Annotated in this window: 24 protein-coding genes and 1 pseudogene; 12 read left to right on the forward strand and 13 right to left on the reverse strand. The window is 66.4% G+C overall.

Going from position 1 to position 23,972, the window contains the following annotated elements; all coding sequences use genetic code 11:
• Positions 1–9 precede the first annotated feature (9 nt).
• Positions 10–1,455, reverse strand: coding sequence for a PLP-dependent aminotransferase family protein (locus RND78_RS21820; protein ID WP_312732051.1), 1,446 nt, complete (start codon positions 1,453–1,455; stop codon positions 10–12).
• A gap of 167 nt (positions 1,456–1,622) precedes the next feature.
• Between RND78_RS21820 and RND78_RS21825 the strand changes: the two are divergent.
• Positions 1,623–1,748 (forward strand): annotated as a pseudogene (locus RND78_RS21825) (DUF1127 domain-containing protein); the annotation flags it as partial.
• Between the two features lie 68 nt (positions 1,749–1,816).
• Here RND78_RS21825 and RND78_RS21830 read toward each other — a convergent pair.
• Positions 1,817–2,863, reverse strand: a complete 1,047-nt coding sequence (locus RND78_RS21830) for a metal-dependent hydrolase (RefSeq protein ID WP_312732052.1) — start codon at positions 2,861–2,863, stop codon at positions 1,817–1,819.
• 3 nt (positions 2,864–2,866) lie between these two features.
• Complete coding sequence (locus RND78_RS21835) at positions 2,867–3,616, reverse strand: alpha/beta hydrolase (protein WP_312732054.1); 750 nt, start codon at positions 3,614–3,616, stop codon at positions 2,867–2,869.
• 142 nt (positions 3,617–3,758) lie between these two features.
• Between RND78_RS21835 and RND78_RS21840 the strand changes: the two genes are divergently transcribed.
• A complete protein-coding gene (locus RND78_RS21840) occupies positions 3,759–4,463 on the forward strand; it encodes a glutathione S-transferase N-terminal domain-containing protein (RefSeq protein WP_312732055.1) in 705 nt (234 codons plus the stop codon).
• Positions 4,464–4,531: 68 nt separating this feature from the next.
• Here RND78_RS21840 and RND78_RS21845 read toward each other — a convergent pair whose 3' ends face one another.
• Positions 4,532–4,798, reverse strand: coding sequence for a DksA/TraR family C4-type zinc finger protein (locus RND78_RS21845; RefSeq protein WP_312732112.1), 267 nt, complete (start codon positions 4,796–4,798; stop codon positions 4,532–4,534).
• 118 nt (positions 4,799–4,916) lie between these two features.
• Here RND78_RS21845 and RND78_RS21850 point away from each other — a divergent pair, with 118 nt between their 5' ends.
• From RND78_RS21850 to RND78_RS21870, 5 genes are all read left to right on the forward strand, one after another.
• Positions 4,917–5,633, forward strand: coding sequence for a CDP-diacylglycerol diphosphatase (locus RND78_RS21850; protein ID WP_312732057.1), 717 nt, complete (start codon positions 4,917–4,919; stop codon positions 5,631–5,633).
• 22 nt (positions 5,634–5,655) lie between these two features.
• On the forward strand, positions 5,656–5,868 hold the full coding sequence (locus tag RND78_RS21855; RefSeq protein ID WP_059231026.1) for a hypothetical protein: 213 nt from the start codon (positions 5,656–5,658) through the stop codon (positions 5,866–5,868).
• Between the two features lie 347 nt (positions 5,869–6,215).
• Entirely contained in the window at positions 6,216–6,860 is a 645-nt protein-coding gene (locus tag RND78_RS21860) for a TIGR04211 family SH3 domain-containing protein (RefSeq protein WP_409457096.1), read from the forward strand.
• Between the two features lie 116 nt (positions 6,861–6,976).
• Positions 6,977–7,564 (forward strand): NUDIX domain-containing protein, encoded by a 588-nt coding sequence (locus tag RND78_RS21865; RefSeq protein WP_059231022.1) that lies wholly within the window; start codon positions 6,977–6,979, stop codon positions 7,562–7,564.
• Between the two features lie 3 nt (positions 7,565–7,567).
• The gene (locus RND78_RS21870) at positions 7,568–8,440 is read left to right on the forward strand and encodes an oxygenase MpaB family protein (protein WP_312732058.1); all 873 of its coding nucleotides are present in this window, start codon (positions 7,568–7,570) and stop codon (positions 8,438–8,440) included.
• A gap of 332 nt (positions 8,441–8,772) precedes the next feature.
• Here RND78_RS21870 and dbpA read toward each other — a convergent pair whose 3' ends face one another.
• A complete protein-coding gene (gene dbpA, locus RND78_RS21875) occupies positions 8,773–10,146 on the reverse strand; it encodes an ATP-dependent RNA helicase DbpA (protein ID WP_312732059.1) in 1,374 nt (457 codons plus the stop codon).
• A 127-nt stretch (positions 10,147–10,273) separates the two neighbouring features.
• On the opposite strand from dbpA, the gene RND78_RS21880 reads away from it, so the two are divergent.
• Positions 10,274–10,906 (forward strand): glutathione S-transferase family protein, encoded by a 633-nt coding sequence (locus tag RND78_RS21880; RefSeq protein ID WP_312732060.1) that lies wholly within the window; start codon positions 10,274–10,276, stop codon positions 10,904–10,906.
• Positions 10,907–10,910: 4 nt separating this feature from the next.
• Here RND78_RS21880 and RND78_RS21885 read toward each other — a convergent pair whose 3' ends face one another.
• Entirely contained in the window at positions 10,911–12,014 is a 1,104-nt protein-coding gene (locus tag RND78_RS21885; RefSeq protein ID WP_312732062.1) for a catalase family protein, read from the reverse strand.
• 175 nt (positions 12,015–12,189) lie between these two features.
• Here RND78_RS21885 and RND78_RS21890 point away from each other — a divergent pair, with 175 nt between their 5' ends.
• Positions 12,190–12,333 (forward strand): hypothetical protein, encoded by a 144-nt coding sequence (locus RND78_RS21890; protein ID WP_295466246.1) that lies wholly within the window; start codon positions 12,190–12,192, stop codon positions 12,331–12,333.
• A gap of 129 nt (positions 12,334–12,462) precedes the next feature.
• Positions 12,463–13,302 carry a DUF6502 family protein gene (locus RND78_RS21895; RefSeq protein ID WP_312732064.1) on the forward strand — a complete coding sequence of 280 codons (840 nt, stop codon included), beginning with the start codon at positions 12,463–12,465 and terminating at the stop codon, positions 13,300–13,302.
• On the opposite strand, the gene RND78_RS21900 is transcribed toward RND78_RS21895, so the two are convergent.
• From RND78_RS21900 to RND78_RS21925, 6 genes are read right to left on the reverse strand one after another with little or no spacing between them, the layout of a single operon-like run.
• On the reverse strand, positions 13,299–13,757 hold the full coding sequence (locus RND78_RS21900; RefSeq protein ID WP_312732066.1) for a type IV pilin protein: 459 nt from the start codon (positions 13,755–13,757) through the stop codon (positions 13,299–13,301). The genes RND78_RS21895 and RND78_RS21900 overlap by 4 nt on opposite strands.
• Positions 13,758–13,767: 10 nt before the next feature.
• Positions 13,768–17,337, reverse strand: a complete 3,570-nt coding sequence (locus tag RND78_RS21905) for a PilC/PilY family type IV pilus protein (protein WP_312732067.1) — start codon at positions 17,335–17,337, stop codon at positions 13,768–13,770.
• 1 nt (position 17,338) lies between these two features.
• Positions 17,339–17,941 (reverse strand): PilX N-terminal domain-containing pilus assembly protein, encoded by a 603-nt coding sequence (locus tag RND78_RS21910; RefSeq protein WP_312732069.1) that lies wholly within the window; start codon positions 17,939–17,941, stop codon positions 17,339–17,341.
• The gene (locus tag RND78_RS21915; protein ID WP_312732070.1) at positions 17,938–18,678 is read right to left on the reverse strand and encodes a PilW family protein; all 741 of its coding nucleotides are present in this window, start codon (positions 18,676–18,678) and stop codon (positions 17,938–17,940) included. Before RND78_RS21915 ends, RND78_RS21910 begins: the two co-directional genes overlap by 4 nt.
• Positions 18,675–19,265, reverse strand: coding sequence for a type IV pilus modification protein PilV (gene pilV / locus RND78_RS21920; protein ID WP_312732071.1), 591 nt, complete (start codon positions 19,263–19,265; stop codon positions 18,675–18,677). The genes RND78_RS21915 and pilV overlap by 4 nt, the downstream gene beginning before the upstream one ends.
• Entirely contained in the window at positions 19,265–19,774 is a 510-nt protein-coding gene (locus tag RND78_RS21925; protein WP_312732072.1) for a GspH/FimT family pseudopilin, read from the reverse strand. Before RND78_RS21925 ends, pilV begins: the two co-directional genes overlap by 1 nt.
• Before the next feature lie 698 nt (positions 19,775–20,472).
• Between RND78_RS21925 and RND78_RS21930 the strand changes: the two genes are divergently transcribed.
• A complete protein-coding gene (locus tag RND78_RS21930) occupies positions 20,473–21,156 on the forward strand; it encodes a class I SAM-dependent methyltransferase (protein ID WP_312732074.1) in 684 nt (227 codons plus the stop codon).
• A 7-nt stretch (positions 21,157–21,163) separates the two neighbouring features.
• Here the strand turns inward: RND78_RS21930 and RND78_RS21935 are convergent, their stop codons facing one another.
• Positions 21,164–22,141, reverse strand: coding sequence for a DUF6515 family protein (locus tag RND78_RS21935; RefSeq protein ID WP_312732076.1), 978 nt, complete (start codon positions 22,139–22,141; stop codon positions 21,164–21,166).
• A 259-nt stretch (positions 22,142–22,400) separates the two neighbouring features.
• Here RND78_RS21935 and proP point away from each other — a divergent pair, with 259 nt between their 5' ends.
• Positions 22,401–23,852 (forward strand): glycine betaine/L-proline transporter ProP, encoded by a 1,452-nt coding sequence (proP, locus tag RND78_RS21940; RefSeq protein ID WP_312732077.1) that lies wholly within the window; start codon positions 22,401–22,403, stop codon positions 23,850–23,852.
• Positions 23,853–23,972 lie beyond the last annotated feature (120 nt).

Raw genomic sequence — 23,972 nt, forward strand, 5'->3', positions numbered from 1 at the left:
ACTCGTCGCCTACGAGATCGTGGCAACCTCAGGTCGCGCCGTGAGCGCCAACAGGCGGCTGGCTGCCTCCCCCACCCGCCGCACCCCCGCCTCCATGCCCGGACGATGCGCCTGAGCATAGTTCAGGCGTATGCAGTTGCGGTACTTGCCGGAGGCGGAAAAGATGCTGCCACAGGCGATCTGCACGCTCTGCGCCAGCAACTCGCGATTGAGCCGGTGGCTGTCGCAGCCCTCGGGCAACTCCACCCAGAGCAGAAAGCTGCCCTGGGGCTGGCTGACCCGGGTGCCAGCGGGAAAGTAGCGCTGCACCCAGGTGCTCATCAGGTCGCGATTGCGCTGGTACTGGGCGCGCATGCGCCTCACGTGGACGGTGTAGTGGCCAGCGGCGATGAACTCGGCGATGGCCAGCTGTGGCTGGGGGGCGGTGCAGCCGGTGCCGATGTACTTGAGGTGCAGGATGCGCTCGCCGTAGCGACCGGGCGCGACCCAGCCGACCCTCAGGCCAGGTGCCAGGGTCTTGGAGAAGGAACTGCAGAGGATCACCCGGTCGTCTTCGTCGAAGGCCTTGAGCGACCGGCCCCGGGGATAGCCGTAGAGCAGGTCGCCGTAGACGTCGTCCTCGATCACCGCCAGGTCATGCTTGCGCGCCAGGGCCACCAGCTGGCGCTTGTTCGCTTCGGGCATGCAGTAGCCGAGGGGATTGTTGCAACTGGGGGTGAGCTGGATGGCCCGCACTGGCCACTGCTCCAGGGCCAGTTCCAGCGCCGGCAGGCTGATGCCGGTACGCGGATCGGTGGGGATCTCCAGTGCCTTGAGGCCCTGCCCCTTGAGGGTCTGCATCACGCCGTGGAAGGTCGGCGAGTCCACCGCCACGATGTCGCCCTCCTGGCAGGTGGCGCGCAGGGCGACGGCCAGCGCCTCGTGAGCACCGCTGGTGATGACGATGTCATCGGCCGTGAGCACGCAGCCGGCATCCAGTTGCAGCCGCGCCACCTGCTCGCGCAGGGCGGCCACGCCCTGGATGCTGTCGTAGGACAGCCCGGCGTTGCCTGGCCGGCGCGCCAGCCGCGCCATGCCGGCCAGCAACGGCGCCAGGGTCGGCGCCTCGGTATCCGGCAGGCCCCGACCCAGCTGCACCTGCACCGAATCGGGCGTACTGGTCATCAGCTCGCGCACCGGCTCCCAGCCGGATACCTCCACCGGCCACTGCGCCGGGCGGGTGACCTGGGGCAATTCGATCACCCGCCGTTCGAGACGGACGAAATAGCCGGACTTGGGTCGCGGCTCCACCAGCCCGCGGTCTTCCAGCAGGCGATAGGCCTGCTGCACCGTGGCCAGGCTGACCCCGTGCTCCTGGGCCAGGGCGCGCACCGATGGCAGGCGTTCGCCCGGTCGATAGAGGCCCTGTTCGATACGACGGCCGAGCGCATCGGCCAACAGCTGATAACGGTTCATGCCCGGACTATAGCGGCGAAGCCGGCGTTCCTGCGCCATACAGATGTGCACGCCATCCACCATACAGCCTACTACTGTGCGGCGGCTGTATGGCGAACTATCCAGGGGCCTGGGTCTGCCCGCTCTGGCCAGGACGTCGGAGCATGGAGACACACAGGAGAACCGCCATGCCCAGACCCGCTAGTCTTCACGACCAAACCCGCGCCGCCGGTTGCTGGCTGCTGTTCCAGCGTCGGCTGTCTACCCGCCGAATCCTGCCAGACCTCACGGACAGGGAGCTGACCGACATCGGCCTGGATCGCTACACCGCCCTGCGCGAGGCCCGGCGCCCCTGGTGGTGGCTGCTGCTGGACGCCTGGCGTCAGTCCGGCAAGCGCGACAGCCGCGCCGCCCAGTCCGCCACCGGTGCTGGCAGCTCGGGGTGCCAGAGCCTGCGCCAGACCACCGCCAGCTGCTCGCGACCGCCGCGCTCGCGGGGCCAGAGCGAAGGCTCGGCGACCAGTCGCCAGCCGGTCGTCTCGCGCTGAGCCAACACGAAGCGGAAGGTGTGATAGCCAGTGGCGCCCAGGCGCAGGTCGGTCACCACCAGATCGTCGCCCAGCCGGTCGTAGCGCAGCCAGTCATCGGTGAACCAGCGCAGCCGTTGCTCGGCCGGTGAATCGGCGAGGATCGGCGCCAGTTCGCCGCCGCGTGGCAAGGGGACCAATTGCGGCGGACGGTCGTCGAACAGCCCGACCCAGGTCTCCCGATAGCGCTCCGGGCCGTCGTCCACCATCACCCGCCAGAGCAGGCTGGTGAAGGGCATGGGGGCGCTGAACAGCCGGGCGTCCACCTGCCCCTGGGCAGCCAGGACCTCGCGCACCTGGCGTTCGGCCGCCTGCTTGGCCACCAGGGTCCACCCCAGATAAGCCGTGGAGATCACCAAGGCGGCCACGGGCAAGCGCGCACTTCTGCCCTGGGGACCGAGCGCCAGCCCGACGAGCACCGCCAGCACCAGCGGCAGGGTATAGAGCGGATCGATGATGAAGATACTGGACCAGGCCACCGGGGTGGTCGGCAAGGGCCAGAACAGCTGGGTGCCGTAGGTGGTGAAGGCATCCAGCAACGGGTGGGTGATGAGCACCAGCCAGAGCGTCAGGAACAGTCGTCGTCGACTGTAGCCCGGATCGCGCCAGTGTCCGCAGAGCCAGGTCAGCAGCAAGGCCACCCCGGTCAGTACGAACAGCGAGTGGCTGAAGCCGCGGTGATAGGTCATCTCGCTGACGGCATCGCCGTAGTCGATGACCACGTCGAGATCAGGCAGGGTGGCCAGGGCGGCGCCGTAGAGGATGGCACGGCGACCCTGCCAGCGACCGAGCAGCGCGGTCTGGAGAGTGGCGCCGAGCAGGGCCTGGGTCAGCGAATCCACCGGTCAGAGGCCTCGGGCGAAATCGAGCATCAGCCGCGCCAGGGCCTGGGGCGTTTGCAGCGGCATCAGGTGGCCGGCGCCGGGGATGACCTCCAGGCGGCTGTTGGGAAAGGCCGCCAGGGTGGTGCGGCGCTGCTCGTCCGGACCTGGTACCTGCTGGTCGTCGGCGCCGCAGACCAGCAGCACCGGATAGTCCAGGGTCCCGATCCGGTCGCTCCAGTCCTCGCGGCTACCGTGATCGACCCAGGCGCACCAGGCATCGAGATTCAGCCGCTGGGCATCGGCGATCACCACCTCGCGGATGGCATCGGGCAGGCGGTGGGCGCTGGATTCGTCGACGAAGGCCTCGGCTTCCGCCCGGCTCTTGCCGTAGGCGCGCTGGGCATCGCGATCGGCCTCGCTCATGGGTTGCGGTCCGGGCGGCGACGGCGCCACCAGGATGAGCCCGACCAGGTACTCCGGCCGCCGCGCCGCCAGCACCACGGCCACCTTGCCAGTCATCGAATGGCCGACCAGGATGCAACGCGTGAGGCCCAGGGCACGGATGCTGGCATCCACCTGGTCAGCCATCTCGGCCACGCTATAGCCCTGGACACCGGCCGCATCGCCGAAGCCCGGGGTATTCAGTGCCACGCAGCGGTGCTCGCCATCCAGATAGGGGACGGTGGGAAACCAGGTGCGGTGGGAACCACCGAGAAAGTGCATGAGCACGAAGGTGGGCGAACCGCTGCCCTGCTGGCTATGGGGAAGCATCGGGAGTCCTCGGTGCGGCGCGGAAGGCGTACTAGTCAGATGGAGAGGTGGTCATCGCGCTAAGTTCCGCTTCGGCGAGCCTGCGCAACCCGCCCCGCGCGCGCAGGTCTCATCTGGAATCGTCCTGTTCGAGGAGTCCATCATGACCGCGCTCTCCCGCTTTCCCATCACTCAGCGCTGGCCCGCCCAGCATCCCGAGCGCCTGCAACTCTATTCGCTGCCCACGCCCAATGGCGTCAAGGTCGCCATCCTGCTGGAAGAACTCGGCCTGCCCTACGAGGTGCATCGCGTCGACTTCGGCCAGGACGATCAGCACAGTCCGGAATTCCTCTCGCTGAGCCCCAACAACAAGATTCCCGCCATTCTCGATCCCGAAGGTCCCACCGGTGAGCCACTGGGGCTGTTCGAGTCCGGCGCCATCCTGCTCTATCTCGCGGAAAAGACCGGCCGCTTCCTGCCCACGGACCCAGCCCAGCGCTACCACGCCATCCAATGGCTGATGTTCCAGATGGGCGGCATCGGCCCCATGTTCGGTCAGCTCGGCTTCTTCACCAAGTTCGCTGGCAAGGAGATCGAGGACCAGCGGCCCCGCGACCGTTATGTGACGGAAGCCCGGCGCCTGCTGGGCGTCCTGGACCATCAGTTGCAAGGTCGCACCTGGATCCTGGGCGACGACTACGGCATCGTCGACATTGCCACCTTCCCCTGGATTCGCGCGCTGGTGGAGGTTTACCAGGTAGATGACTTGGTCGGCTTCCAGGACTTCCGCGAGGTGCGCCGTGCGCTGGACGCCTTCCTCGCCCGGCCGGCGGTGCAACGCGGCCTGCAGATCCCGGCGGCGCCCTGATGCCCACTGGCGATCGGGAGCATCCGGAGCAGGATCCCGCCTCCGCGCGACCGATAGCGGGACCAGCGCTAGCGCAACTGACTGTCCTTGCTCCCGCGCCGGTTGTAGCCGCCGGCGCGCTGGTTCTCGGCATCCTGCTCCGTCTGGCAGCGGATGCACAGGCGTACCCCCGGCACCGCCTGGCGACGGGCCTCGGGAATGGCGTCGCCGCATTCCTCGCAGTGGCTGAGGCTCGCACCTCGAGGCAGACGGCTGCGGGCGCGCTGCACCGCATCGTCCACCGTGCTGTCGATCTGTTCCTGAACCGCGCCGTCTCCGGCCCACCCATTGGCCATGGCTGAGTCTCCCGTGTGTGGCCCCGATAGCCATTGGAAGCGACGTTCGCGCAGATGTTCGACGCCGTCCAGTATCCGCTGGTCGTGGCGCCAGGGGATGGCGCTGCTGGTGCTGGCCATGACGCTGACGGGCTGCTCCAGCCGGGAGCTGCTGCGCCAGGTCACGGTCGGACTGTGTGCGCCCAACGCCCGGCTCACCGGCTTCGCCACCCCGTGCCGCGCGGTGGTCGCCGACCCGGGCTATGCCGTGCTGCGCGCGCCTGGCGAGCGTCAGCATTTCATCCTGGTGCCGCTGCGTCCGCTGCGCGGGCTGGAAAGCCCGGCGTTGTGGCAGGAGGGTCAACCCAACTGGTTCGCCCTCGCCTGGCGCCAACGCTGGTACCTGAGCGCCTGGGGCCCGGTGCCGGTGCCGGATGCCTGGATCGGTCTCGCCCTCAATGCCCCCAGCGGACGCAGCCAGGATCAGCTGCACGTGCATCTCGCCTGCGTCCGGCCCGGCCTCCGCCAACAGCTATGGCAGCTGGCGCCGGGACTGGATGACCAGTGGCGACCGCTGCCCGTGGCCCTGGCCGACGGCCACTACCAGGCCAAACGCCTGAGCGAAGCCCAGTTGCTGGCACCGGACTTCTTCCACGACCTGGCCGCGCAACCGCCCTATCCGCTACCCGATCCACGCCTGTCACTGGCCCTGGTCGCCTTGCCGGGCCGCACCGCCAGCCGCGAATTCCTGCTACTGGCCGGCCGCGCCGGTAGCCAGCCCGATGACTACGGTTCGGCGGAAGGGTTGCTGGCCGCGGACTGCCAGGGAACGACCGGCCCCCTGGCGACTCAATAGCGCCAGCGCGCCAGGAGGCTTCATGCCGCAGGAATTCCACGAACTCTTCGACTTCATCGACCAGCTGCTCGCCTGGTCCGACTTCTATCTCAAATCCGGCTTGCTGCTCTGCGGCCTGGGCATGGTCGTCGGCGCCGTGGCCTGGAAGCGCTGGTGGGGCAAGGCGCTGGCCTTCGGCTGTGCGGCGCTGGGGATGCTGGCCGCCCTGGGCCTGGATCTGCTCGGCCGGCTCTGAGAACCTGTTTACGACCTGCTGCGCGTCGGCCAAACGGCGTTGAAAATGCCTTCGGAATGCTCATTTACCACTCGTAAACTCCGCTTCCTCAGCCCTTTTCGCCTTGTTTGGCTCTAGCTCGCGAGATCGTAAACAGGTTCTGAGTCCTGCGAGCCACTCCATATGGCGGCAAGATGACACTGGCCGTCGATTTCCGCCGCCAAAGCTTGAACTGTTTCACCGTCTCGAACAGCAAGCGCACCGGGGTGGCGGATTGATCGCGCCAGCTTGTTAGGGTACTGCCCACAATAATGCGGCCTGGCCCACCACGGCCTTCATCTCTTCAGCTTATTCATACAGATCCCATCATGCCCATGTCCCTATCTCGCCTGCTGTCCCGCCTCCCGCGTCTCGGCCTGTGCCTGGCCGCCTCCCTCGCCTCCTTCGCCGGCACCGCCGTCGCCCAGGAGAGCAACGCCCGCTGGGTCAGCGACAGCCTGACCACCTATGTCCGCAGTGGGCCCACCGATGGTTATCGCATCGTCGGTACCCTCAAGTCCGGGCAGAAGGTCGAGCTGATCAGCACCCAGGGCGACTACAGCCAGGTCCGTGGCGAAGGCGGCGGCACCGTCTGGATTCCCAGCAGCGACCTGCAGGCCAAACCCGGCCAGGCCGAGCGCCTGCCGCAGCTGGAGCAGCAGGTGGCCGAACTGAGTGGCCAGCTCAAGACCATCGACGACAGCTGGAAGAATCGCGTCCAGGGCATGCAGGAGACCCTGGACTCGCGCAAGCAGCAGATCGACGAACTGGAAAGCCGCCGCAAGGAGCTGGACGCCCAGCTGACCCAGGCCCAGTCAGAACTGCGCAGCACCCAGGCCAAGCTCGGCAACGAGAACAAGCAGGCGCTGATGCAATACATGGTCTACGGCGGCAGCATCGCCGGTGCGGGCCTGCTGGCCGGTCTCATCCTGCCCTCCATGACCCGCCGGAAAAAGAACGACCGCTGGTTCTGACGGCGTAGCTCGGGGTTCTGCCCTGGCGACCGGGCGGAATCCACGCGGTGACGGACAATTCAAGGCAGCCCGACTTCTGCTACCGTGCTGCCACGCTTCCCGCCAAGACGAGTCCCATGTCCGACACTTCCCGCATCCGTATCCAGCAGGTCGAGACCCTGGCCGACGACTGGGGCCTGCTGAAGAAGACCACCTTCGACTACCTGCGCCGCGACGGCACCTGGCAACGCCAGACCCGGGAGACCTACGACCGCGGCAACGGTGCCACCATCCTGCTCTACGACCGCGAGCGGCGCACCGTGCTGCTGATCCGCCAGTTCCGCCTGCCCACCCTGGGCAACGGCCTGGACGATGGCCTGCTGGTGGAGACTCCTGCGGGTCTGCTGGATGAAGCGGCGCCCGAGGCCCGCATCAAGGCCGAGGTGGAGGAAGAGACCGGTTACCGCCTGGACAACGTCCAGCACCTGTTCGACGCCTTCATGAGCCCCGGCTCGGTGACCGAGCTGCTGTATTTCTTCGCTGGTGAGTACCGCGCCGACCAGCGCATCACCGACGGCGGTGGCGTGCACGAGGAAGGCGAGGATATCGAATTGCTGGAGCTGCCCTTCGACGAGGCCCTGGTCATGGCGCGGGATGGCCGGCTGGTGGATGGCAAGACCATCATGCTGCTGCAGTACGCCGCCCTCTACCTGTTGCCGCGCTAAGCCATGGAGTTCGTCCGCGCCCGTATCGAACGGCAGGTAATGAGCCTCACTGGGCTGTCCCTCGGTGAGGTCGACTACGAGCGGCCGCCCGGCGATCCCGGGCTGTTCGGCCCGCACAGCGTCCCCTGGCGGGTGCACAGCGACTTCACCTGCATGCTGATCGGCGGCATCGCTGCCCTGCTCATGCAGACCCTGCATCCGCTGGCCCTGGCCGGTGTCTGGGATTACTCCCAGTTTCGCGAGGACATGCTCGGCCGCCTGCGCCGCACCGGACAATTCATCGCCGCCACCACCTTCGGCAGCCAGGCCGACGCCGAGCGGCTGATCGAGCGGGTCAAGGCGATCCACCGCCACATCCAGGGCCAGGCCGCCGACGGCCGTCCCTACCGCGCCGAAGATCCCGCCCTGCTGACCTGGGTGCACGTGGCCGAGGTCAGCCATTTCCTCGCCGCCTATCTGCGCTACTTCGATCCCGGGCTGCCGGGCGCGGAGCAGGATCGCTACTACGCCGAGATCGCCCTGGTGGCCGAGCGTCTGGGCGCCACCGACGTCCCGCGCTCACGAGCGGAGATCGCCGCCTACTATCAGCGGATACGCCCCGAATTGGCGTGCGACGAGCGCAGCCGCGAGGTCTGTCGGGTACTGTTGCAGGCACCCGCGCCGAGCGTCCTGGCCAAGCCGTTCGGCAAACTGATGATGCAGGCCGGCATCGACCTGCTGCCCGACTGGGCCAGCGCGGAACTGGGCTTCCACCAGGGGCCGCTGCAGCGCCGGCTGATTCGTACCGCTATCGGCGCCACCGCCCCGGTGTTGCGCTGGGCGGTGCGCAACGGCTCGTCGCATCGAGCCCGGCGGCGGATGGGGATCGAGGGGTAGCCTTCGCAGTGATCGCGGCCATGGCGGTCCGCCGATGCGACCGCTCTTACGGAGGCCCAGGAGTCGGACAGCTGCTCGGATAGCCCCCTCTCCCCCTGGGAGAGGGCTGGGGTGAGGGCGCGCCTCGCGATGAAGTCCCCGTGGAAAAGGCTGCGCCGTTTTCCACGCTACGGCTCTGATCGCGACCATGGCGGTGCGCCGATACGACCGCACCTACCGGTAGCAAACCCATCCGTAGGAGCGGCCGCATCGGCGGACCGCCATGGCCGCGATAAGGCAAAGACCGTTAGGAGTGGGCCGCCAGGGCCACACTGGCCGCAGCCAAATCCGCCCTACAACATCCGCACCTTGATCGACCGGCCCTTGATCTTGCCCTCGGCCAGGCGCTGCAGCGCCTGGCGGGCGATGTCTCTTTCCACGGCGACGAAGGCCTGGTGGTCGAACAGGGTGATCTTGCCGATCTTGGCGCCGGGCAGGCCGGCATCGCCGGTCAGGGCGCCGAGGATATCGCCGGGACGCAGCTTGTCCTTCTTGCCCGCCGCCAGGGCCAGGGTGTGCATGACCGGCACCAGCGGCTCCGGGGTATCGCGCAAGGCACTGAGGGGTTGCCAGTCCAGCGGGCTGCCCTGCTGGGCCTCGATGGCCTGGGCGCGGCTGGCCTCGGCCGGCGCCACCAGCGACAGCGCCAGGCCCTGCTCGCCGGCCCGGCCGCTACGGCCGATGCGGTGCACGTGCACCGCCGGATCGCGGGACAGCTCCACGTTGATCACGGCTTCCAGGCCGGCCACGTCGATACCGCGCGCGGCCACGTCGGTGGCCACCAGCACGCAGAGGCTGCGATTGGCGAACATCGCCAGCACCTGGTCACGCTCACGCTGCTCCAGGTCGCCATGCAGGGCGGCGGCGGAGATGCGCTGGGCGTGCAGGGCCTCGACCACCTCCTGGCACTGCTGGCGGGTCTGGCAGAAGGCCACGGCGCTGGCCGGACGATGATGCCGCAGCAACCGCACCACGGCGGCCAGGCGATCCCGGGCGGCGATCTCGTAGAAGCGCTGGCGGATCTGGGTCTCGCTGTGCTGGCTCTCGACGCTGATGCGCAGGGGCGAGCGCAGATAGTCCTGGGCCAGCCGCTCGATGCCCTCCGGATAGGTGGCGGAGAACAGTAGCGTCTGCCGCCGCGCCGGGGTCTGCCGCAGGATGTCGGCGATGGCCTCGATGAAGCCCATGTCGAGCATGCGGTCAGCTTCGTCGAGCACGGCCACGTTGAGTCCGTCCAGCACCAGGGTGCCCTTGCGCAGGTGCTCCTGCACCCGGCCCGGGGTGCCGACGATCACCTGGGCGCCATGCTCCAGGGAGGCGATCTGCGGCCCCAGCGGCATGCCGCCGCAGAGGGTCAGGATCTTGAGATTGGCCGTGGCCCGCGCCAGGCGGCGCAGTTCGCGAGCGACCTGGTCGGCGAGCTCGCGGGTCGGGCACAGTACCAGCGCCTGGCAGCCGAAGTAGCGCGGATTGAGACCGGTCAACAGGCCGATGCCGAAGGCGGCCGTCTTGCCCGAACCGGTCTTGGCCTGGGCGATGAGGTCCTGGCCCTTGAGGATGATGGGCAGGCTGGCCGCCTGGATGGGCGTCATGCTCAGGTAGCCGAGGTCGGCCAGATTGGCCTGCATGGCGTCGGCCAGCGGCAGGGAGGCGAAGGATGCGGGCACGGGAGTCCTGTGAAACGGCTCGTAAAGGTTTGCCAGTCTAGCAGAAGGACACCGCGGCACTGGGGCGTGGACGCTGGAGGAGGGCCTACCTATGCTAAGGGGTACGACAACTCAAGGAAGCTCCACCATGTTCGACCGGCCCGTGCTCTATACCCATCCCATGTCGCGCGGACGCATCGTGCGCTGGCTGCTGGAAGAGCTCGGCCAGCCCTACGAGGTGCAGCGCATCGACTATGGTCCGGCGATGAAGTCGCCGGCCTACCGGGCGATCAATCCCATGGGCAAGGTGCCGGCGCTGCGGCACGGTGCGGCGGTGGTGACCGAAACCGCGGCCATCTGCGCCTATCTCGCCGATGCCTTCCCCGCCGCGGGGCTGGCGCCACCGCTGCACGATCCAGCCCGCGGCGCCTACTATCGCTGGCTGTTCTTCGCCGCTGGCCCCCTGGAAGCCGCCACCACCAACCAGGCCATGGGTTTCACCCTGCCCGACGATCCGCAAAAGCGCCGCGCCCTGGGTTACGGCAGCCTTTCCGAGGTGCTCGATACCCTGGACGCCGCCCTGGCGCCCGGTGAATACCTGGTCGACGACCGCTTCACCGCCGCCGACGTCTATGTGGGTTCCCATCTCGCCTGGGGCATGGCCTTCGGCACCATCGAGCAGCGGCCGCACTTCGAGCGCTACGTGGCCGGACTGGTAAGCCGTGCGGCTGCGATACGCGCCCGCGAACTCGACGATGCCGAGCTCGCTACGCTCGACTGATCCTTTACGACAGCTCCACCGGTCCGCGCGGATGATGCAGTGGGCAGCCGTTGCGCTCGCTGCGAAACTGCGACGACATCTCGTACGCCGGCTGCCGTGATCTCATGATCCCGCCCAGCGGCCGATGGGCAGCGAGGCCGTGCCAGGGGCTGAACACCATGCCGTCATCCACCTCGCGCGAGCGGGCCTCGTTCCAGGCCGGCTGCGGCGGCACCTCCAGGTGGGCCACGGTGACATAGGGCGTCAGGTCTTCCGGCCAGACCACCGAGGCGTCTTCGATGGGCGTCTGTTCGATGTCGACGCCCAGCTGCACGCGGATCTCCCAGACACCGCCATGTTGGGCGAAATGGACGTTGACCGCCTCGCGCAGGCCGTCGGGCTTGCCGTTGACCTCCACCGGGGCATCGGTCAGGGCGGTCAGCTCGGGGGCCACCGGCACCACGCTGAGCTTGGCGAAATAGGGCCCGTAGAGAAAGGGCACCATGGTATAGAAGGTCTCGCCAAGGATATGGGTTTCCGGGTGACCGCCCAGGCTCTTCAGCGTCGGGCTCTCGCCACCCAGGGCTTCCACCACCTGCTCGGTACCGCGCAGCACCGCCGAGGCCACCTTCTTCAGCCCTTCGCCGCGGTCGGTGGTCTTGGCCAGCAGCTTGAGCGTCTTGAGAAAGGTCTTGGGGTCCGGCGCGGTGAAGGCCGGCGCGTTCTGCATGACGAAATCCTGGGTCACCTGCCCTTCGCTGCCGGGCAGGCGCGCACCGGACACGTCGATCAGCTTGAGTGCGAGACCGCGCGGGGTGGAGACGCTGTCCGGCAGGATGTCGCCCGGATTGGTGGAGAACCGCAATACCGCCGCATGGCTGCCAGGCGTGGCGAAGACGCCCTGGGCATAGGCCGGGGGCAAGCCGCCCAGTACCGTCACCCGGCCGGTGAGCAGTCCGTGGCTCTTGGCGTGGACGCTGCGAATGGCATGGCCGCCGTTGGCGTAGGTGGTCTCGGCGATGTCTCTCATGGCCTGGACCATCTCGCGGATGGTATCGGCTTCATCGTCCGGCACCTGCTCGAAGGCGGGCTGAAAGGGTAGCGGGTGGACAGCGGTGGGCGTGGTCATCACGAAATCCTCGGGCGCCGTCATTCGGGCGAGACGGTCCGACTGTAGACCGCTATCGCGCTAAGTACGTTCGACCCAGCCCCACCGCAGCGACATAAGGTAACCCTCCGTAGCCGCTCGGGAACGGCGCTGGCCAGACAGGTTCGATATCTGCGATGACCACGGGAGACCACCAATGAGCGACGCTGACCGCAAGACCTACGACAACCCCAGCAACACCCCGCCGCCCGAAGAGCTGCCCTACGCCGACATGGAGCCGGAGGAGTTTCCCGATGATCCGGATGTGGCCGGCCAGACCGAATCGGGCACGCCCGGCTGAGTCCCCCTCGGCGCGGCGGGCCGGGCCCGTCGCGCTTCTCGCCAGGTCCGCCGACGACACCGCCGGTTTGACGGCGCCCCTGGCTGCCGCGAAGATGGGTGGGCGTTATCCGCGTCGAGCCTCTCCTGCATGCTTTCCACCAAGATTCCTTTGCTTCTTCGCAGTCTCATCGGTCGGCTGGTGCGGATCGCCATCGCCTCCGGCGTGACCTACCAGACCTTCGACCGCCTGTTGCGCCAGACCTACTTCGACGTCGCCCGCGACTTCGAACCCCTGGGCGACAAGCCCAACTCCGACAGCCGCATCTCGGTACTCACCGGACTGCCCCGTCGCGAGGTCCGCACCCTGCGTGACGCCAGCCCCGACCAGCCGTGCGGCACCCCGAGCCTGGAATGGCAGGTGCTCAGCGCCTGGACCTCTCGGCTGGACCTGCTCGATGCCGAGGGCAATCTGCTGCCCCTGCCGCGGACCCAGCGCCGCGGTGGCGAGCAGAGCTTCGATGCGCTGGTAGCCAGCGTCGGCAGCGACGTCCGCGCGCGCACGGTGCTGGATGAATGGCTGCGCAAGGGCTATGCCCGTCTCGACGAAGAGGATCGCGTGGTGCTGACGCCGCGCTCCCTGCTGCACGGCTCCGCAGGCCAGGAGGGCGCCGCCCTGTTGCTGGCGCACTTCACCGGCGACCTGCTGGCCGGCTTCGAGCGCCGTTACCTGCAGGATCGCACTGCGCCGGACTTCACCTTCCACGTGGTCTACGGCCACGGCCTAACCGAGGCCTCGACCCTGAGCCTCTACCGCACCGCCTACGATGAATCCATGCAGTTGCTCAACCGCCTGAATCGCCTGGTGGTCGAGCACGAGGCGCGCGACGCCGGCAAGGCCGACGCCACCCAGAGAATCACCCTGGGCTTCGGCGGCTGCCGGGTGGAACAGTGTCGGGATGCGGGCCTGGTGCAGCCGCGGGAGGACTAGCGCCAGCAGTCGGCGGCGGTGCCGGAGCCGTTGTTGACAATGCCCTTGACCCCCTGCGCATTGAGGGTAAGATCGCCGCAGTTGGTGTCCCGGGTCTGGGTGCCGCTGCGGGTGGCCGTCAGCAAATAGGGGCCGTTCTGCGTATAGGCCGCGCTACCGGCGGCATTGATGGTCATGGCCAATTGATAGTAACCGCTGGTAGAGGTAACCGTCTGACTGCCGGCCGGCGTGCGGTTGTTGACGATGTTCAGGCTGCTGACGGCGGTCGGATAAGCGTTGTTCTGCGCATAGAAGCGCTCCATCCGCGCCGCCGCCTCGTTCAGCAGCGCCTGGCCTTCGCTGCGATTGGAGCGCAGCACGTAGTTCTGATAGCTGGGATAGGCGATGGCTGCCAGGATGCCGATGATCGCCACGGTGATCATTAGCTCGATCAGGGTGAAACCTCGGGCCTTCATGGGTACCTCATCAGTCGGGATTCTCATTGGTCACGGTGCGCCAGGTCTGCCGGAAGCGACTGCTCTTCGCCAGCACGCCCTTGCTCTGCCCCTCGTTGATGACCGTGCTAGTGTCGCTGCCGTTCGAGCTGGTGATGGTGGTGCCACCGATGGCGATGGTGCCATTGCCATAGATGAAGGCCGACAAGCCGGACAGCAACCCTGCCATCTGTAGGCGTGAATAATTGATGGTAGTTCCGAGCTGCAGGCTATCGGTGGCACCGCCGGTAAAGGGGTCCAGGGCATAGAGATAGGTCACGGCGCCGGAATCGCAGGGATCGTCGTTGGGGGTGAGGGTGGCAGCGAACAGTGTATCGGCCAGGTAGAGCGGCCTGGTGATGCTCATCTCGCCCGTAAGCGGCAGGTTGAGGTACCAGCCGTATTGACCCGCGGTGTTGGTCGAGGTGTACCAATTCACTGCGTTGCTCGATAGCGTATTGGCCGTGGTACTCACCGCCGCATTGGTAGCGCTGGTGTAGCTGATTGTCGTGTCGCTGCCCAGGGTCTGCTGCTGGAGATTGGCCGTGGTCAGTGTGGGCGTGCTGGAGACCGCCGAGCCGTCGGTCTGGCGGTCCCAGATGCCGTAGAAGCTCATGGCCTTGCTGGTGACCGCCGTGGCGTCAGCGGTTTCCAGGTACTTGCCGGTGCCGAATACCAGCAGATAACCGGTACCGGATGGATGCCGGACCAGCAGGGGAGCCGCCATGATCGCCTGCAGCTGATTACTGCCGCCGCTGGTGTAGCTGGTGGAGCGGGCGCGATAGAGCGGCGCGCCACCGAAGGCCACCTTGAAATTGCTGGCCGTGGCGGTCGCCGTCAGGCTGCTGCCGAGCAGGTCAAAGCGCCAGAGATTGCCCCGCAGGTCCCCGGCATAGACATAGTCGACGACCAGATCGCCATCGACATCGGCGGCCGCGGGAGTGGACAGCCCGTTGGCGCTGGTCAGACCGTCATTGGGGGTTGGCTCGAGCACGGCGAGGCGGCTGCCGTCGGCCACGTTCAGCACATAGAGCAGTGCCTTGTCGTTGGCGCCGTTGTAACCGTTGGCCAGGATCACGCCCCAATCCCCGGTATGGAGGCGCGCGATCACCGGCTTGCTGTAGGTGAAGCCCAGCTCGGCATAGTCGCTGTCGCTCGCACTCTTTTCCCACAGCAGCTTAGGCTGGCTTGGGTCGGTGATGTCCAGGGCGAAGATCGCCTGGGCACCGCCGCGCAGGGTGCCCACCAGCACGGTATGCCAGGCGCCGCCGAAATAGACGTCCTGCACCACCGGCGAGCCGTCGACGTAGAACTGGTGATTGCTGCCGCCGTAGCCGGTGTCGGTCAGCTTGTAGAGGTTGGCGATCACGGCGCTGGGAATGAAGGCGAAGGTCTCGTTGCCGTCATCGTCGAAGGCATGCAGCATGCCGTCGTTGGCACCAACGTAGATCCGCGACGCCCGCTCGGCCCAGGTCTGCAGGAAGGCGGTATAGCTACCCGCGGTGCCGACCAGGGCGTTCATCTTCGCCACCGGACTGCTCGGCGTGGTGACCAGGGCCGGCGTGGAGTCGATGATATCGCCCAGCAGGTGGTTGCGAATGCGGAACGCGGGCTTGGCCGTGAGACTCTCCTGGCTGCGATTGCCCTTGAGGTACGTCACCCGGTCCGCCCCGTAGCTGTCACTGGTGGCCGTCAGACTGCGGTTGAGGCTGGTCTTCTGGGCATCGCTCAGGTTGGCCCAGGCGAAGTCCTTGAGTACCCCGCCAGATGCCATGTAGACCTTGCGCTGCGCATAGTTGCCGCTGCCATAGGTGGCATCGAGCTTGGCCTGGGCGCTCCAGACCTTGCTGGTGGTGGTGGCGCTCCTGAGGTATTTGGTCAGGTCGCCGCTCCAGTCGGTGCTGGAGAAGGTCGGCACATAGGTGTAGTTGGAGCTCAGGCTGCTGTCGAGCAGCGGCGAGGACGCCTGGCTGGCGCTGGCGCTATTGGCCTGGGCGATACGCGTCACCACCTCGTTGAGTGAACTGACCAGGCCGTTGGCATCGTCGGCGGAGAAGAATTCACCCCGCGAATTGAGCGCCGCATGCCAAAGGTCATAGACATTGTTGTCGCTGTCGCTACTGGCCGCCGGCCAGGTCATACTGGAACTGTAGCCGCCGGCGTAGGTGCTGCCACCCCAGGCCGGGTTGGTCAGCGACGAACTCAGGCCGAAGCCCACCGTGTAGGTAACCAGGTGCTGCCAGGTCGCCGGGTCGTTTTTGGGATTCCAGTACTGGGTATCGGCATTGCTGCTGGACTCGCGGACATAGGGAGCCAGCTTGTTGGCGATGTTCGGCTGGGCATCGGTGTACCAGTACTTGAAGGCCAGGTCGGCCAGGGTGTTGCTGGCGCTGTCCTGGAAGGGACTCATGGCCGTATAGCTCTTGCCATCGGGCAGGGTACGGCTCGTGCCGTCGAGATTGCCGACGCTGAAGCTGTCCGAGTTCCACTTGCCGTCGGTCATCATCACCTGGTAGCTGGGCCGGCAGGCGTACTCGGGGCTCTGGGTGGTCCAGGGCACCTTGGCGTAGGGACCGTTCACGCCGGTGGTCTGCAGGAACTTGCCCGCGTTGTCCATGGCGGCTCGCAACGGCGTCCCGGTATTGAAATTGACATCGCTCAGCCAATTGAAGAAGTTGGCGCGCGCTTGGTTGTCGAAGGTCAGCAACTGGTTGCTGCCGCTGTAGGAAATGCCACGGCAGCTCCCGCTGCTGTTCAGGGTGGTGCAGTTGCTCAGATCCTGCCAGGTAATGCGCACCGTGCGGGAGAATTGCGAGAATGCAAGGTTGGCGGAAGACTGCATGCTCAACGCCCGGTTGCGATAGAAGGCATACCAGATGGCGAAGTTCTGCCGGTCGGCGGACGAGGTGGGATTTACCAGCGTGTAGCAATCCTCATCGGACGTCAGGCCGTTACAATTCGCGTTCGCGGCGTTGAACACATAGTAATAGGCGGGCACGCCCGTCTTCGTGCGGGTGCCAAAGTCGGCATTGGGGTTCTCGGCCAGGTAGGCGATGGTGCCGGTCGGGCTGCCATAGGTGGTGGACTGGCTGTAGTCGGTATCCTTGCCACGCGAGGTATCGTACTCCCAGGCGACACGATATTCGCTGCTCAGGTCGATAGTGCCCGCGCTGGGACGAAACCCGTTCACGTAAACCTTGGTGAAATCGAAACTAAAGCCGCTGCTGACCGCATAGTTGGCCACGGTCAGGGTCCCGTTGCTGAAGGTCACCTTCTTGGGCAGGGCGTAGGTGACGCCAGGGTTGTAGTACATGGCATTGAACGCCGAGGACTTCACCCGCCGCGTCGCCCGCAGGCCATTGGCGCTGTAGCCGAGCCAGTCGGGGATGAAGCCCCACTTCATGCTGTTGGAGTTGTCGATCGTCACCACGATGTTGGGATCGACCCCCGTGGTCAGGAACAGCGGCTGCTGGCCGAGGTTGAGCGTGCTGGCGCTAACGCTGCCGGCGGCGGCCAACAGGCATCCGGCGAGGAGACGCAAGGCATAACGGCACGGACTCATGTCACTGATCCTCCAATTTGACGATGCTCTGCAGGATCACCGGAAAGCGACCGCCGCCGCTGCGTGCCACGGCCGTCACCCGGTAGTAGTAGGTACCACTACCCCGGTAGCTGCTGTCCAGGTTAGGGTCGGACGCTCCGGAGATGGCGGTGATCACCCAGCGCGGCGGCAGGGTGAAGCGCGCCTTGTCGTCATAGCCGGTGTAGCCGACGGACGTCGCCGCGGGGTTGATGCTCACGGTGGCCAGAGCCGTCTTGGCCCAGGCCTGGACCTTGGCCTGGGTGTTGAGATCCTGGCTCTGGCTGAGGATGCAGAGGTTGCCCTTGGTTGCCGACAGGGCGTTGACGCTGTCCGTGCAGGAGTCATAGCCGGAACTGGCATTGACGAAGGCCGGGGTCCCACGCAGTGCCGTCAGGCGCCGCTCAGCCTCGCGCAAGGCCGACTCCGCCGCGTTGTAGGCACGCCGCTGCTCGGACACGTTACCGGCCAGGCGATTCTGTACCGTCGTCTCGCGCATGCTGGTCACCGCCAGCAGCGTTAGCAGCAACAGCATGATCAGGGCCACCAGCATTACCGCCCCCTGCTGGCGCTTGGCGCTACTCATGGCATCAGGTTCCTCAAAGTGACGCTGCCCTGTACGATCTGCAGCACCCGGGTCTGGGCGGCTGCGGTGACGTCGCGCCCGGTGAGCGTTTTCCAGTTGCCCGCCATGGCGGTATTGGCGATCCCGTCCGTGAGGGACGCACGACTGGAGAACAGCGCCGCATAGCGGACCGCCTGACTATTTTGCGCAGCCGTGGGCAGCTGGAACCAGACGAAGTCCGACAGCCCCGAGATGATCGTCTGGGCCGACTGGCCCTGGGCGCTGCAGGTCAGATAGCCCTGCCCGGGCACCTGGTCGGGATCCGCCACATAGCTGATCCGTGTGACGATCTCCGTTCCGTTCACCGCGGCGGCGATTGGATTGCCCAGGCAATCGAGATCGGCGCCGTTGGTCGCCCCCCGATAACGCAGGCAGATGCCGTTGTTGTCGGTGGTCATGACCACCGTCTGGGCCTGATCGAACGCGGGGCATCCGTCGCCGGCGCCGCGGCTGGCGAAGGCGCCGGCCAGGGTCGACTGGTTGACTGGATTGGCCCGAAAACCGGCGCGCGCCAGTTGCTGGTCGAGCAGCAACAGCGCGGTACGCCCGTTGTCCCCGTTACCCACCTGCCCCTGTTGGAAGAGGTAATGCCGCTTGTTGTCCAGGTAAAGCTGGGTGACCACCAGGATCAGGAAGCTGCTCAGCAGCAGCGCCACCATGAGTTCGATGATCGACAGCCCCCGCTGGCGCCACCTCACAGCTCGGCCCTCAAGGTATAGAAGCAGATACCGCCATGGCACCCCTGGTCATTGCTGGAAGCATCCTGCCAGGCGATGACGATCATGACCATGGAGGCATTGTTGGTCACGCAGGCATTGGTGTCGTTGTAAGGCGCGGTACTGCCCACCTGCGGCGGTTGCTGCGACGGGCAGATGGCGAAGTTGTTCTTCAACAAGGTGGCATTCACCGGCAGCAGCGCTTGCACCTGCTGCAACCAACAGGTCAGATCCTTGCCGGCCACGGTCTCGCCGCCGGCACCGCGCTGCAGCTTGGCACAGGACACATCGGCGGCATCCAGCGCCACGCTGGCGAAATCGATACCCGCCGCCTTGTAATACTTGCTGCTGGTACTGAACAGCCGATCGCTGAGGGCGCCGTCGGGATTGCTGCGCATCAGTTCGAGCAGGTCGCCAGCGAGCATGATGGCATTGTTGCGCTGCACGGAATCCTGGGACAGCACCAGACTGCGCGCCTGCAGGGCCACCATGCCCAAGGCACCAATGCTGATGATCAGCAGCCCTACCAGCACCTCGATGAGGCTGAATCCCCGCACGAGCCGGCTCATCAGCTACAACCAGTGCTGCTAGCCGAGGCTGGCGTGAAATCCGTGAGCGAAGCCTGGCCGCCCTGGCTCACCGTCACGAGCTTGCCGGTAGTGGCCCGGTCGTTCCTGGCGCACAGCTTGACGGAAAAGGCCGAGGCCACCGTCCCGTTGGGCCGGAAGACCACTTCGGCGGCGCTGGCGCTGGAGTTGACGCCAGCCGCGCCGAGACCGGTGTTGCTGAAGCTGCGTAGGGTCTCTACGTCACCCAGGAGGGTACTGCCGACCGTGGTGATCTGCAGCGCCCCCGTCCAACTGCTCACGCTGGGTGCGGTCACCTTGGTACTCACTCCGCGAGTCAGAGCCTCACTGCGTGCATAGTTCAGCAAATTGAGCAGCTCGCTGGACGCCGAAGACACCTGGTTGGCCCGGGTGAGACTGCCGAAACCAGGGACGGCGATGGTCGCCAGAATGGCAATTAGACTTACAACTATCAGCAATTCGGTAAGAGTGAAGCCTGCGGCCTTCTTCACGCCACATCCGCCTTGTCGATTCGAGAATGCGCCCATGCTGCTCCCGTCATAGCTGAAAATCAGTAATGGCAAGACATTCGGGCGTTAGAGCGGGATGACCGGGGCAGCTGGGAGGCTCTGTATCTGGAAGCCGACACTAGACGCAATCAGATTACAAATGAAAGCGAAGGTGGCCGTCAAAAGGCCATCCCTCGCCCCTTGCCGGAGGGTTGCCGGCTTAAGCTCATGTCTCTGGATACCTCAGGAATCCCCTGAGCCGAGACCGTCGTGCAGGCCACGGCAGGGCGAAGACGCCCAGGGTGCCAGACGATCCCGGCCTGGCAGTCTCAGCCTCGTACTGCCCTTCGGGTCCGACCTTCGCCGCCGCTATCGGCAATGATGAGTTGATTGAACAAACAATAAATATAACGACAGTTTTTTAATTGAATCCTCGAATAACTTAATCCCCCCCAAAAAAAAAGAAAATCCCGTTATTGGCCAACCAACTTTCGCCATAACTAGCCAAATACCTCGCAATTGCTTTAAAAAGAATTGAAGCCGCGACTGCTAAGGGGCCAGGATGGCCGGCCAGGCGGCGCCTGGCGCGCCGCGGCGACGGTGATGCCGCGTCTTGCGCTGGTGGTGCGCCACCAGCGGACTTGCTCCGAGTTAGCTCCGTATCGCCTCTGCTTTCATCTACCGACAATGACAAGGCCGCTATGCACGACTCGAAGAAAATCGATTATTCGCTGAATGACACCCACAGCTCTGCACCCCATTCCGCCCTCGATAATGCCGCCATCATTTCTGCCTATCGGCGCTGGGCCAATGTCTATGATCGAGTATTCGGCGGCGTCTCGGCGCCCGGTCGCAAGCGCGCGGTGGCGGCGGTCAATGCCCTGGCGGGCACCCGGGTGCTGGAAGTCGGCGTGGGCACCGGCCTGGCCCTGCCCCATTACGGCCCGGACAAGCGCGTCACCGGTATCGACCTGTCACCCGACATGCTGGCCAAGGCCCAGGAGCGGGTGGCCCGCGACGGCATCGCCACGGTGGAGGCGCTGATCGAGGCCAACGCCGAGGAAACCGGGCTGCCCACCGGGTCCTTCGATATCGCCGTGGCCATGTTCGTCGCCTCCGTGGTGCCCAATCCACGCAAGCTGATGCAGGAGATGCGCCGGGTGGTGAAACCCGGCGGTCACCTGTTGCTGGTCAACCACTTCCAGGCCGAGGGAGGCCTGCGCCTGCTGGCGGAAAAGGCCCTGGCCCCGGCCTCGCGCAAGCTGGGCTGGCATCCGGACTTCGCCATGGACTCCATCCTCTCCCGGGAAGACCTGCGTCGCGCTAGTCGTAGCAGCGTACCGCCGTTCGGGCTGTTCACCCTGGTGCAGCTGACCAACGACTAGCCTAGCCCTACTCCACCCGGTAGCCGCGCCCTGCCAGGCAAGCCCCCAGGGCCTGGCGGAAGCGCTGGGTCAGGTAGGGATCGCCGACCGCACCGGGGCGCTCGGGATCGAAGCCCGAGTCGCCGGCGGCGTAGCGGCGGCAGTCGTATCGATCAGTGGCATAGCGCTCGGGCGACTGCCCCTGCAGCGGATAGGCGGTGACGTCGTAGGCGTCGTAGCCCACCCCGGTCGGCGCCGCGGAAGTGGTCGGTACCGCGGCGACCGTGGGGTCGGCCACCGTGACGAAGCCACCGCCCGGGTCGGTGCGGTAGTAGCTGCCCGCGGCGAAATAATAGGTGGTTCCGCCCATCCACAGCGTCTCGGCGAAGGCCGGCAGCACGCTCACCCGCACGCCGGTCGGCGGCAGCGTCACCACGTAGCGTGGTCCCTGGGGCCGATACCAGTAGCCGTCGGCATAGTAGTACTGGCTGTCGCGATACCAGACGCGGGTGAAGCCTGCGGGAATCCCCGGCACCTCGAAGCCCGGTCGCCATTGTGGATGGGTGCCCCAGCCCGGTCGGTTGCCTGACCAGCCTTGATCGTAACCGGGGTTGGGACGGGGCGGCCTTGGTGGATTCCAGTCGGGCTGCGCGGGCGCCGGCATCATGTAGCCGGGCCGCGGCAGGGGCACGGGACGATCCTGGAAGGCCGGCTGCACATCCGGCCGGGGTCCTGGAGCGGGACGCCCCCAGCGCTCCGGCGGCGGCGCATCCCTCCGGCCCGGCCCCTCACCACGGCCAGGCGGCGGAGCGCCGTTCCCGTTACCCGGGCCGCCACCCTGCCAGCCACCACCATTGCCGGGCGGTGCGGGTGGCGGCGCCGCACCCTGGGGCGGCGTCACATAGCCACCGCCGAGGCGATAGTTCGAATCGGCCCAGGCGGGCGCGGCGCTCCCGCAAGCGATACCCAGCAGGGCGAGAGCGAAGAGGACGGCAGGCGCTTTCATCGCGCGGCTCCTTGAAGGAATGACCCAGCTTACCTCAAGGCTTGGACCGGCCCACGACCCGACCGTCACCCGCTCCACGGTTCGGCGCAGCGAGGGCATTCCGCAGCGAGTCGCGCAGCAGGCAGAGCACGCCAGCACCGCCGCCGATTTCGAAGACGTGAAGGGGCCAACGTCGAATCACCCGCAAGTTTATAGCCCTCTGTCATCGCACTTACGGCGGTCCGCTTGGGTCTATGGCCCCACGCAAGGAGGAAAACACATGTCGAAACACCATCATCACGTCGGCTGGTTCAAGCGCCGCCATGAGGTAAAGCCGGACGACCTCACCATCGTCGACAACTCCCTGGTCAAGCGCGCCGTCGGCGCCGCCGCCCTGGGCAACGCCATGGAGTGGTTCGACTTCGGCGTCTATGGCTATCTGGCCGTCACCCTGGGCAAGGTGTTCTTTCCCGACGGCGATGCCGCGGCCCAGCTGATCGCCACCTTCGCCACCTTCACCGTGGCCTTTCTGGTCCGCCCGCTCGGCGGCATGGTGTTCGGGCCCCTGGGCGATAAGTACGGCCGCCAGAAGGTGCTCGCTCTGACCATGATCATGATGGCCCTGGGCACCTTCAGCATCGGCCTGATCCCCAGCTACGCGAGCATCGGCATCTGGGCACCCGCCCTGCTGTTGCTGGCGCGGGTGGTGCAGGGCTTCTCCACCGGCGGCGAGTACGGGGGGGCGGCGACCTTCATCGCCGAATACGCCACCGACAAGACCCGCGGACGCATGGGCAGTTGGCTGGAGTTCGGCACCCTGGCCGGTTACATCGCCGGCGCCGGGACGGTCACCGCCCTTACCGCGGCCCTCACCCAGGAGCAGTTGCTCGACTGGGGTTGGCGCGTACCCTTCTTCATCGCCGGTCCCTTGGGCCTGCTCGGCCTCTACATGCGCCTGAAGCTGGAAGAAACCCCGGCGTTTAAGGCCCATACCGAGGCCAACGAAGGCAAGGGCGCGGAAAGCCCGGCGCACAGCCTGCGCGAGCTGTTCACCCTGCATCGTATCGCCCTGCTCAAGTGCATCGGCCTGGTGCTGGTGTTCAACGTCACCGACTACATGCTGCTGACCTACATGCCCAGCTACCTGGCCGTGACGATGGGCTATGCCGAGACCAAGGGCCTGCTGCTGATCCTCATCGTCATGGTGGTGATGATGCCGCTCAACATCCTCGGCGGCTTCTTCAGCGACCACCTGGGCCGCAAGCCGATGATCATCGGTGCCTGCCTGGCGATCCTGGTCCTGGCGATTCCCTGCCTCAAGCTGATCGGCAGTGGCCACGACGGGTTGATCTTCCTCGGCCTGATGCTGCTGGGCATGGCCCTGGCCTGCTTCACCAGCACCATGCCCTCTACCCTTCCCGCGCTGTTCTACACCCCGATCCGCTACAGCGCCCTGTCCATCGCCTTCAACATCTCGGTGTCGCTGTTCGGCGGGACCACCCCGCTGGTCACTGCCTGGCTGGTGGAAAAGACCGGCGACCCCCTGGTACCCGCCTACTACCTGATGGCCGCGGCGGTGATCGGCATCCTGACCATGCTCACCGTGCGCGAGACCGCCGGCCAACCCCTGCGCGGCTCGCCGCCCTCGGTGGCCAGCGAGGAGGAAGCCAAGGAATTCCTCGCCAGCGACGCCCCCCTGACCGTGGACAAGCAGCCGCCGGGGCAGGCTTGAGTTTCGCGGATTGATCGCGGCCATGGGCCGCTCCTACAGACACGAGCTACCCGTAGGAGCGGCCCATGGCCGCGATGCTCTTCCCCCTACCGAACCTACCGAACCTCCCACCCCCCTCTC

This window comes from Pseudomonas oryzihabitans, from assembly GCF_032027545.1.
GTDB lineage: Bacteria > Pseudomonadota > Gammaproteobacteria > Pseudomonadales > Pseudomonadaceae > Chryseomonas > Chryseomonas oryzihabitans_F.

What these genes read in the sequence shown, in the direction of transcription:
- RND78_RS21820 (WP_312732051.1), bottom strand. Translation starts at nt 1,455, where the DNA reads ATGAACCGTTATCAGCTGTTGGCCGATGCGCTCGGCCGTCGTATCGAA.
- RND78_RS21835 (WP_312732054.1), bottom strand. Translation starts at nt 3,616, where the DNA reads ATGCTTCCCCATAGCCAGCAGGGCAGCGGTTCGCCCACCTTCGTGCTC.
- RND78_RS21840 (WP_312732055.1), top strand. Translation starts at nt 3,759, where the DNA reads ATGACCGCGCTCTCCCGCTTTCCCATCACTCAGCGCTGGCCCGCCCAG.
- RND78_RS21845 (WP_312732112.1), bottom strand. Translation starts at nt 4,798, where the DNA reads ATGGCCAATGGGTGGGCCGGAGACGGCGCGGTTCAGGAACAGATCGAC.
- RND78_RS21850 (WP_312732057.1), top strand. Translation starts at nt 4,917, where the DNA reads ATGACGCTGACGGGCTGCTCCAGCCGGGAGCTGCTGCGCCAGGTCACG.
- RND78_RS21855 (WP_059231026.1), top strand. Translation starts at nt 5,656, where the DNA reads ATGCCGCAGGAATTCCACGAACTCTTCGACTTCATCGACCAGCTGCTC.
- RND78_RS21860 (WP_409457096.1), top strand. Translation starts at nt 6,216, where the DNA reads ATGCCCATGTCCCTATCTCGCCTGCTGTCCCGCCTCCCGCGTCTCGGC.
- RND78_RS21865 (WP_059231022.1), top strand. Translation starts at nt 6,977, where the DNA reads ATGTCCGACACTTCCCGCATCCGTATCCAGCAGGTCGAGACCCTGGCC.
- RND78_RS21870 (WP_312732058.1), top strand. Translation starts at nt 7,568, where the DNA reads ATGGAGTTCGTCCGCGCCCGTATCGAACGGCAGGTAATGAGCCTCACT.
- RND78_RS21880 (WP_312732060.1), top strand. Translation starts at nt 10,274, where the DNA reads ATGTTCGACCGGCCCGTGCTCTATACCCATCCCATGTCGCGCGGACGC.
- RND78_RS21885 (WP_312732062.1), bottom strand. Translation starts at nt 12,014, where the DNA reads ATGACCACGCCCACCGCTGTCCACCCGCTACCCTTTCAGCCCGCCTTC.
- RND78_RS21890 (WP_295466246.1), top strand. Translation starts at nt 12,190, where the DNA reads ATGAGCGACGCTGACCGCAAGACCTACGACAACCCCAGCAACACCCCG.
- RND78_RS21895 (WP_312732064.1), top strand. Translation starts at nt 12,463, where the DNA reads ATGCTTTCCACCAAGATTCCTTTGCTTCTTCGCAGTCTCATCGGTCGG.
- RND78_RS21900 (WP_312732066.1), bottom strand. Translation starts at nt 13,757, where the DNA reads ATGAAGGCCCGAGGTTTCACCCTGATCGAGCTAATGATCACCGTGGCG.
- RND78_RS21905 (WP_312732067.1), bottom strand. Translation starts at nt 17,337, where the DNA reads ATGAGTCCGTGCCGTTATGCCTTGCGTCTCCTCGCCGGATGCCTGTTG.
- RND78_RS21910 (WP_312732069.1), bottom strand. Translation starts at nt 17,941, where the DNA reads ATGAGTAGCGCCAAGCGCCAGCAGGGGGCGGTAATGCTGGTGGCCCTG.
- pilV (WP_312732071.1), bottom strand. Translation starts at nt 19,265, where the DNA reads ATGAGCCGGCTCGTGCGGGGATTCAGCCTCATCGAGGTGCTGGTAGGG.
- RND78_RS21930 (WP_312732074.1), top strand. Translation starts at nt 20,473, where the DNA reads ATGCACGACTCGAAGAAAATCGATTATTCGCTGAATGACACCCACAGC.
- RND78_RS21935 (WP_312732076.1), bottom strand. Translation starts at nt 22,141, where the DNA reads ATGAAAGCGCCTGCCGTCCTCTTCGCTCTCGCCCTGCTGGGTATCGCT.
- proP (WP_312732077.1), top strand. Translation starts at nt 22,401, where the DNA reads ATGTCGAAACACCATCATCACGTCGGCTGGTTCAAGCGCCGCCATGAG.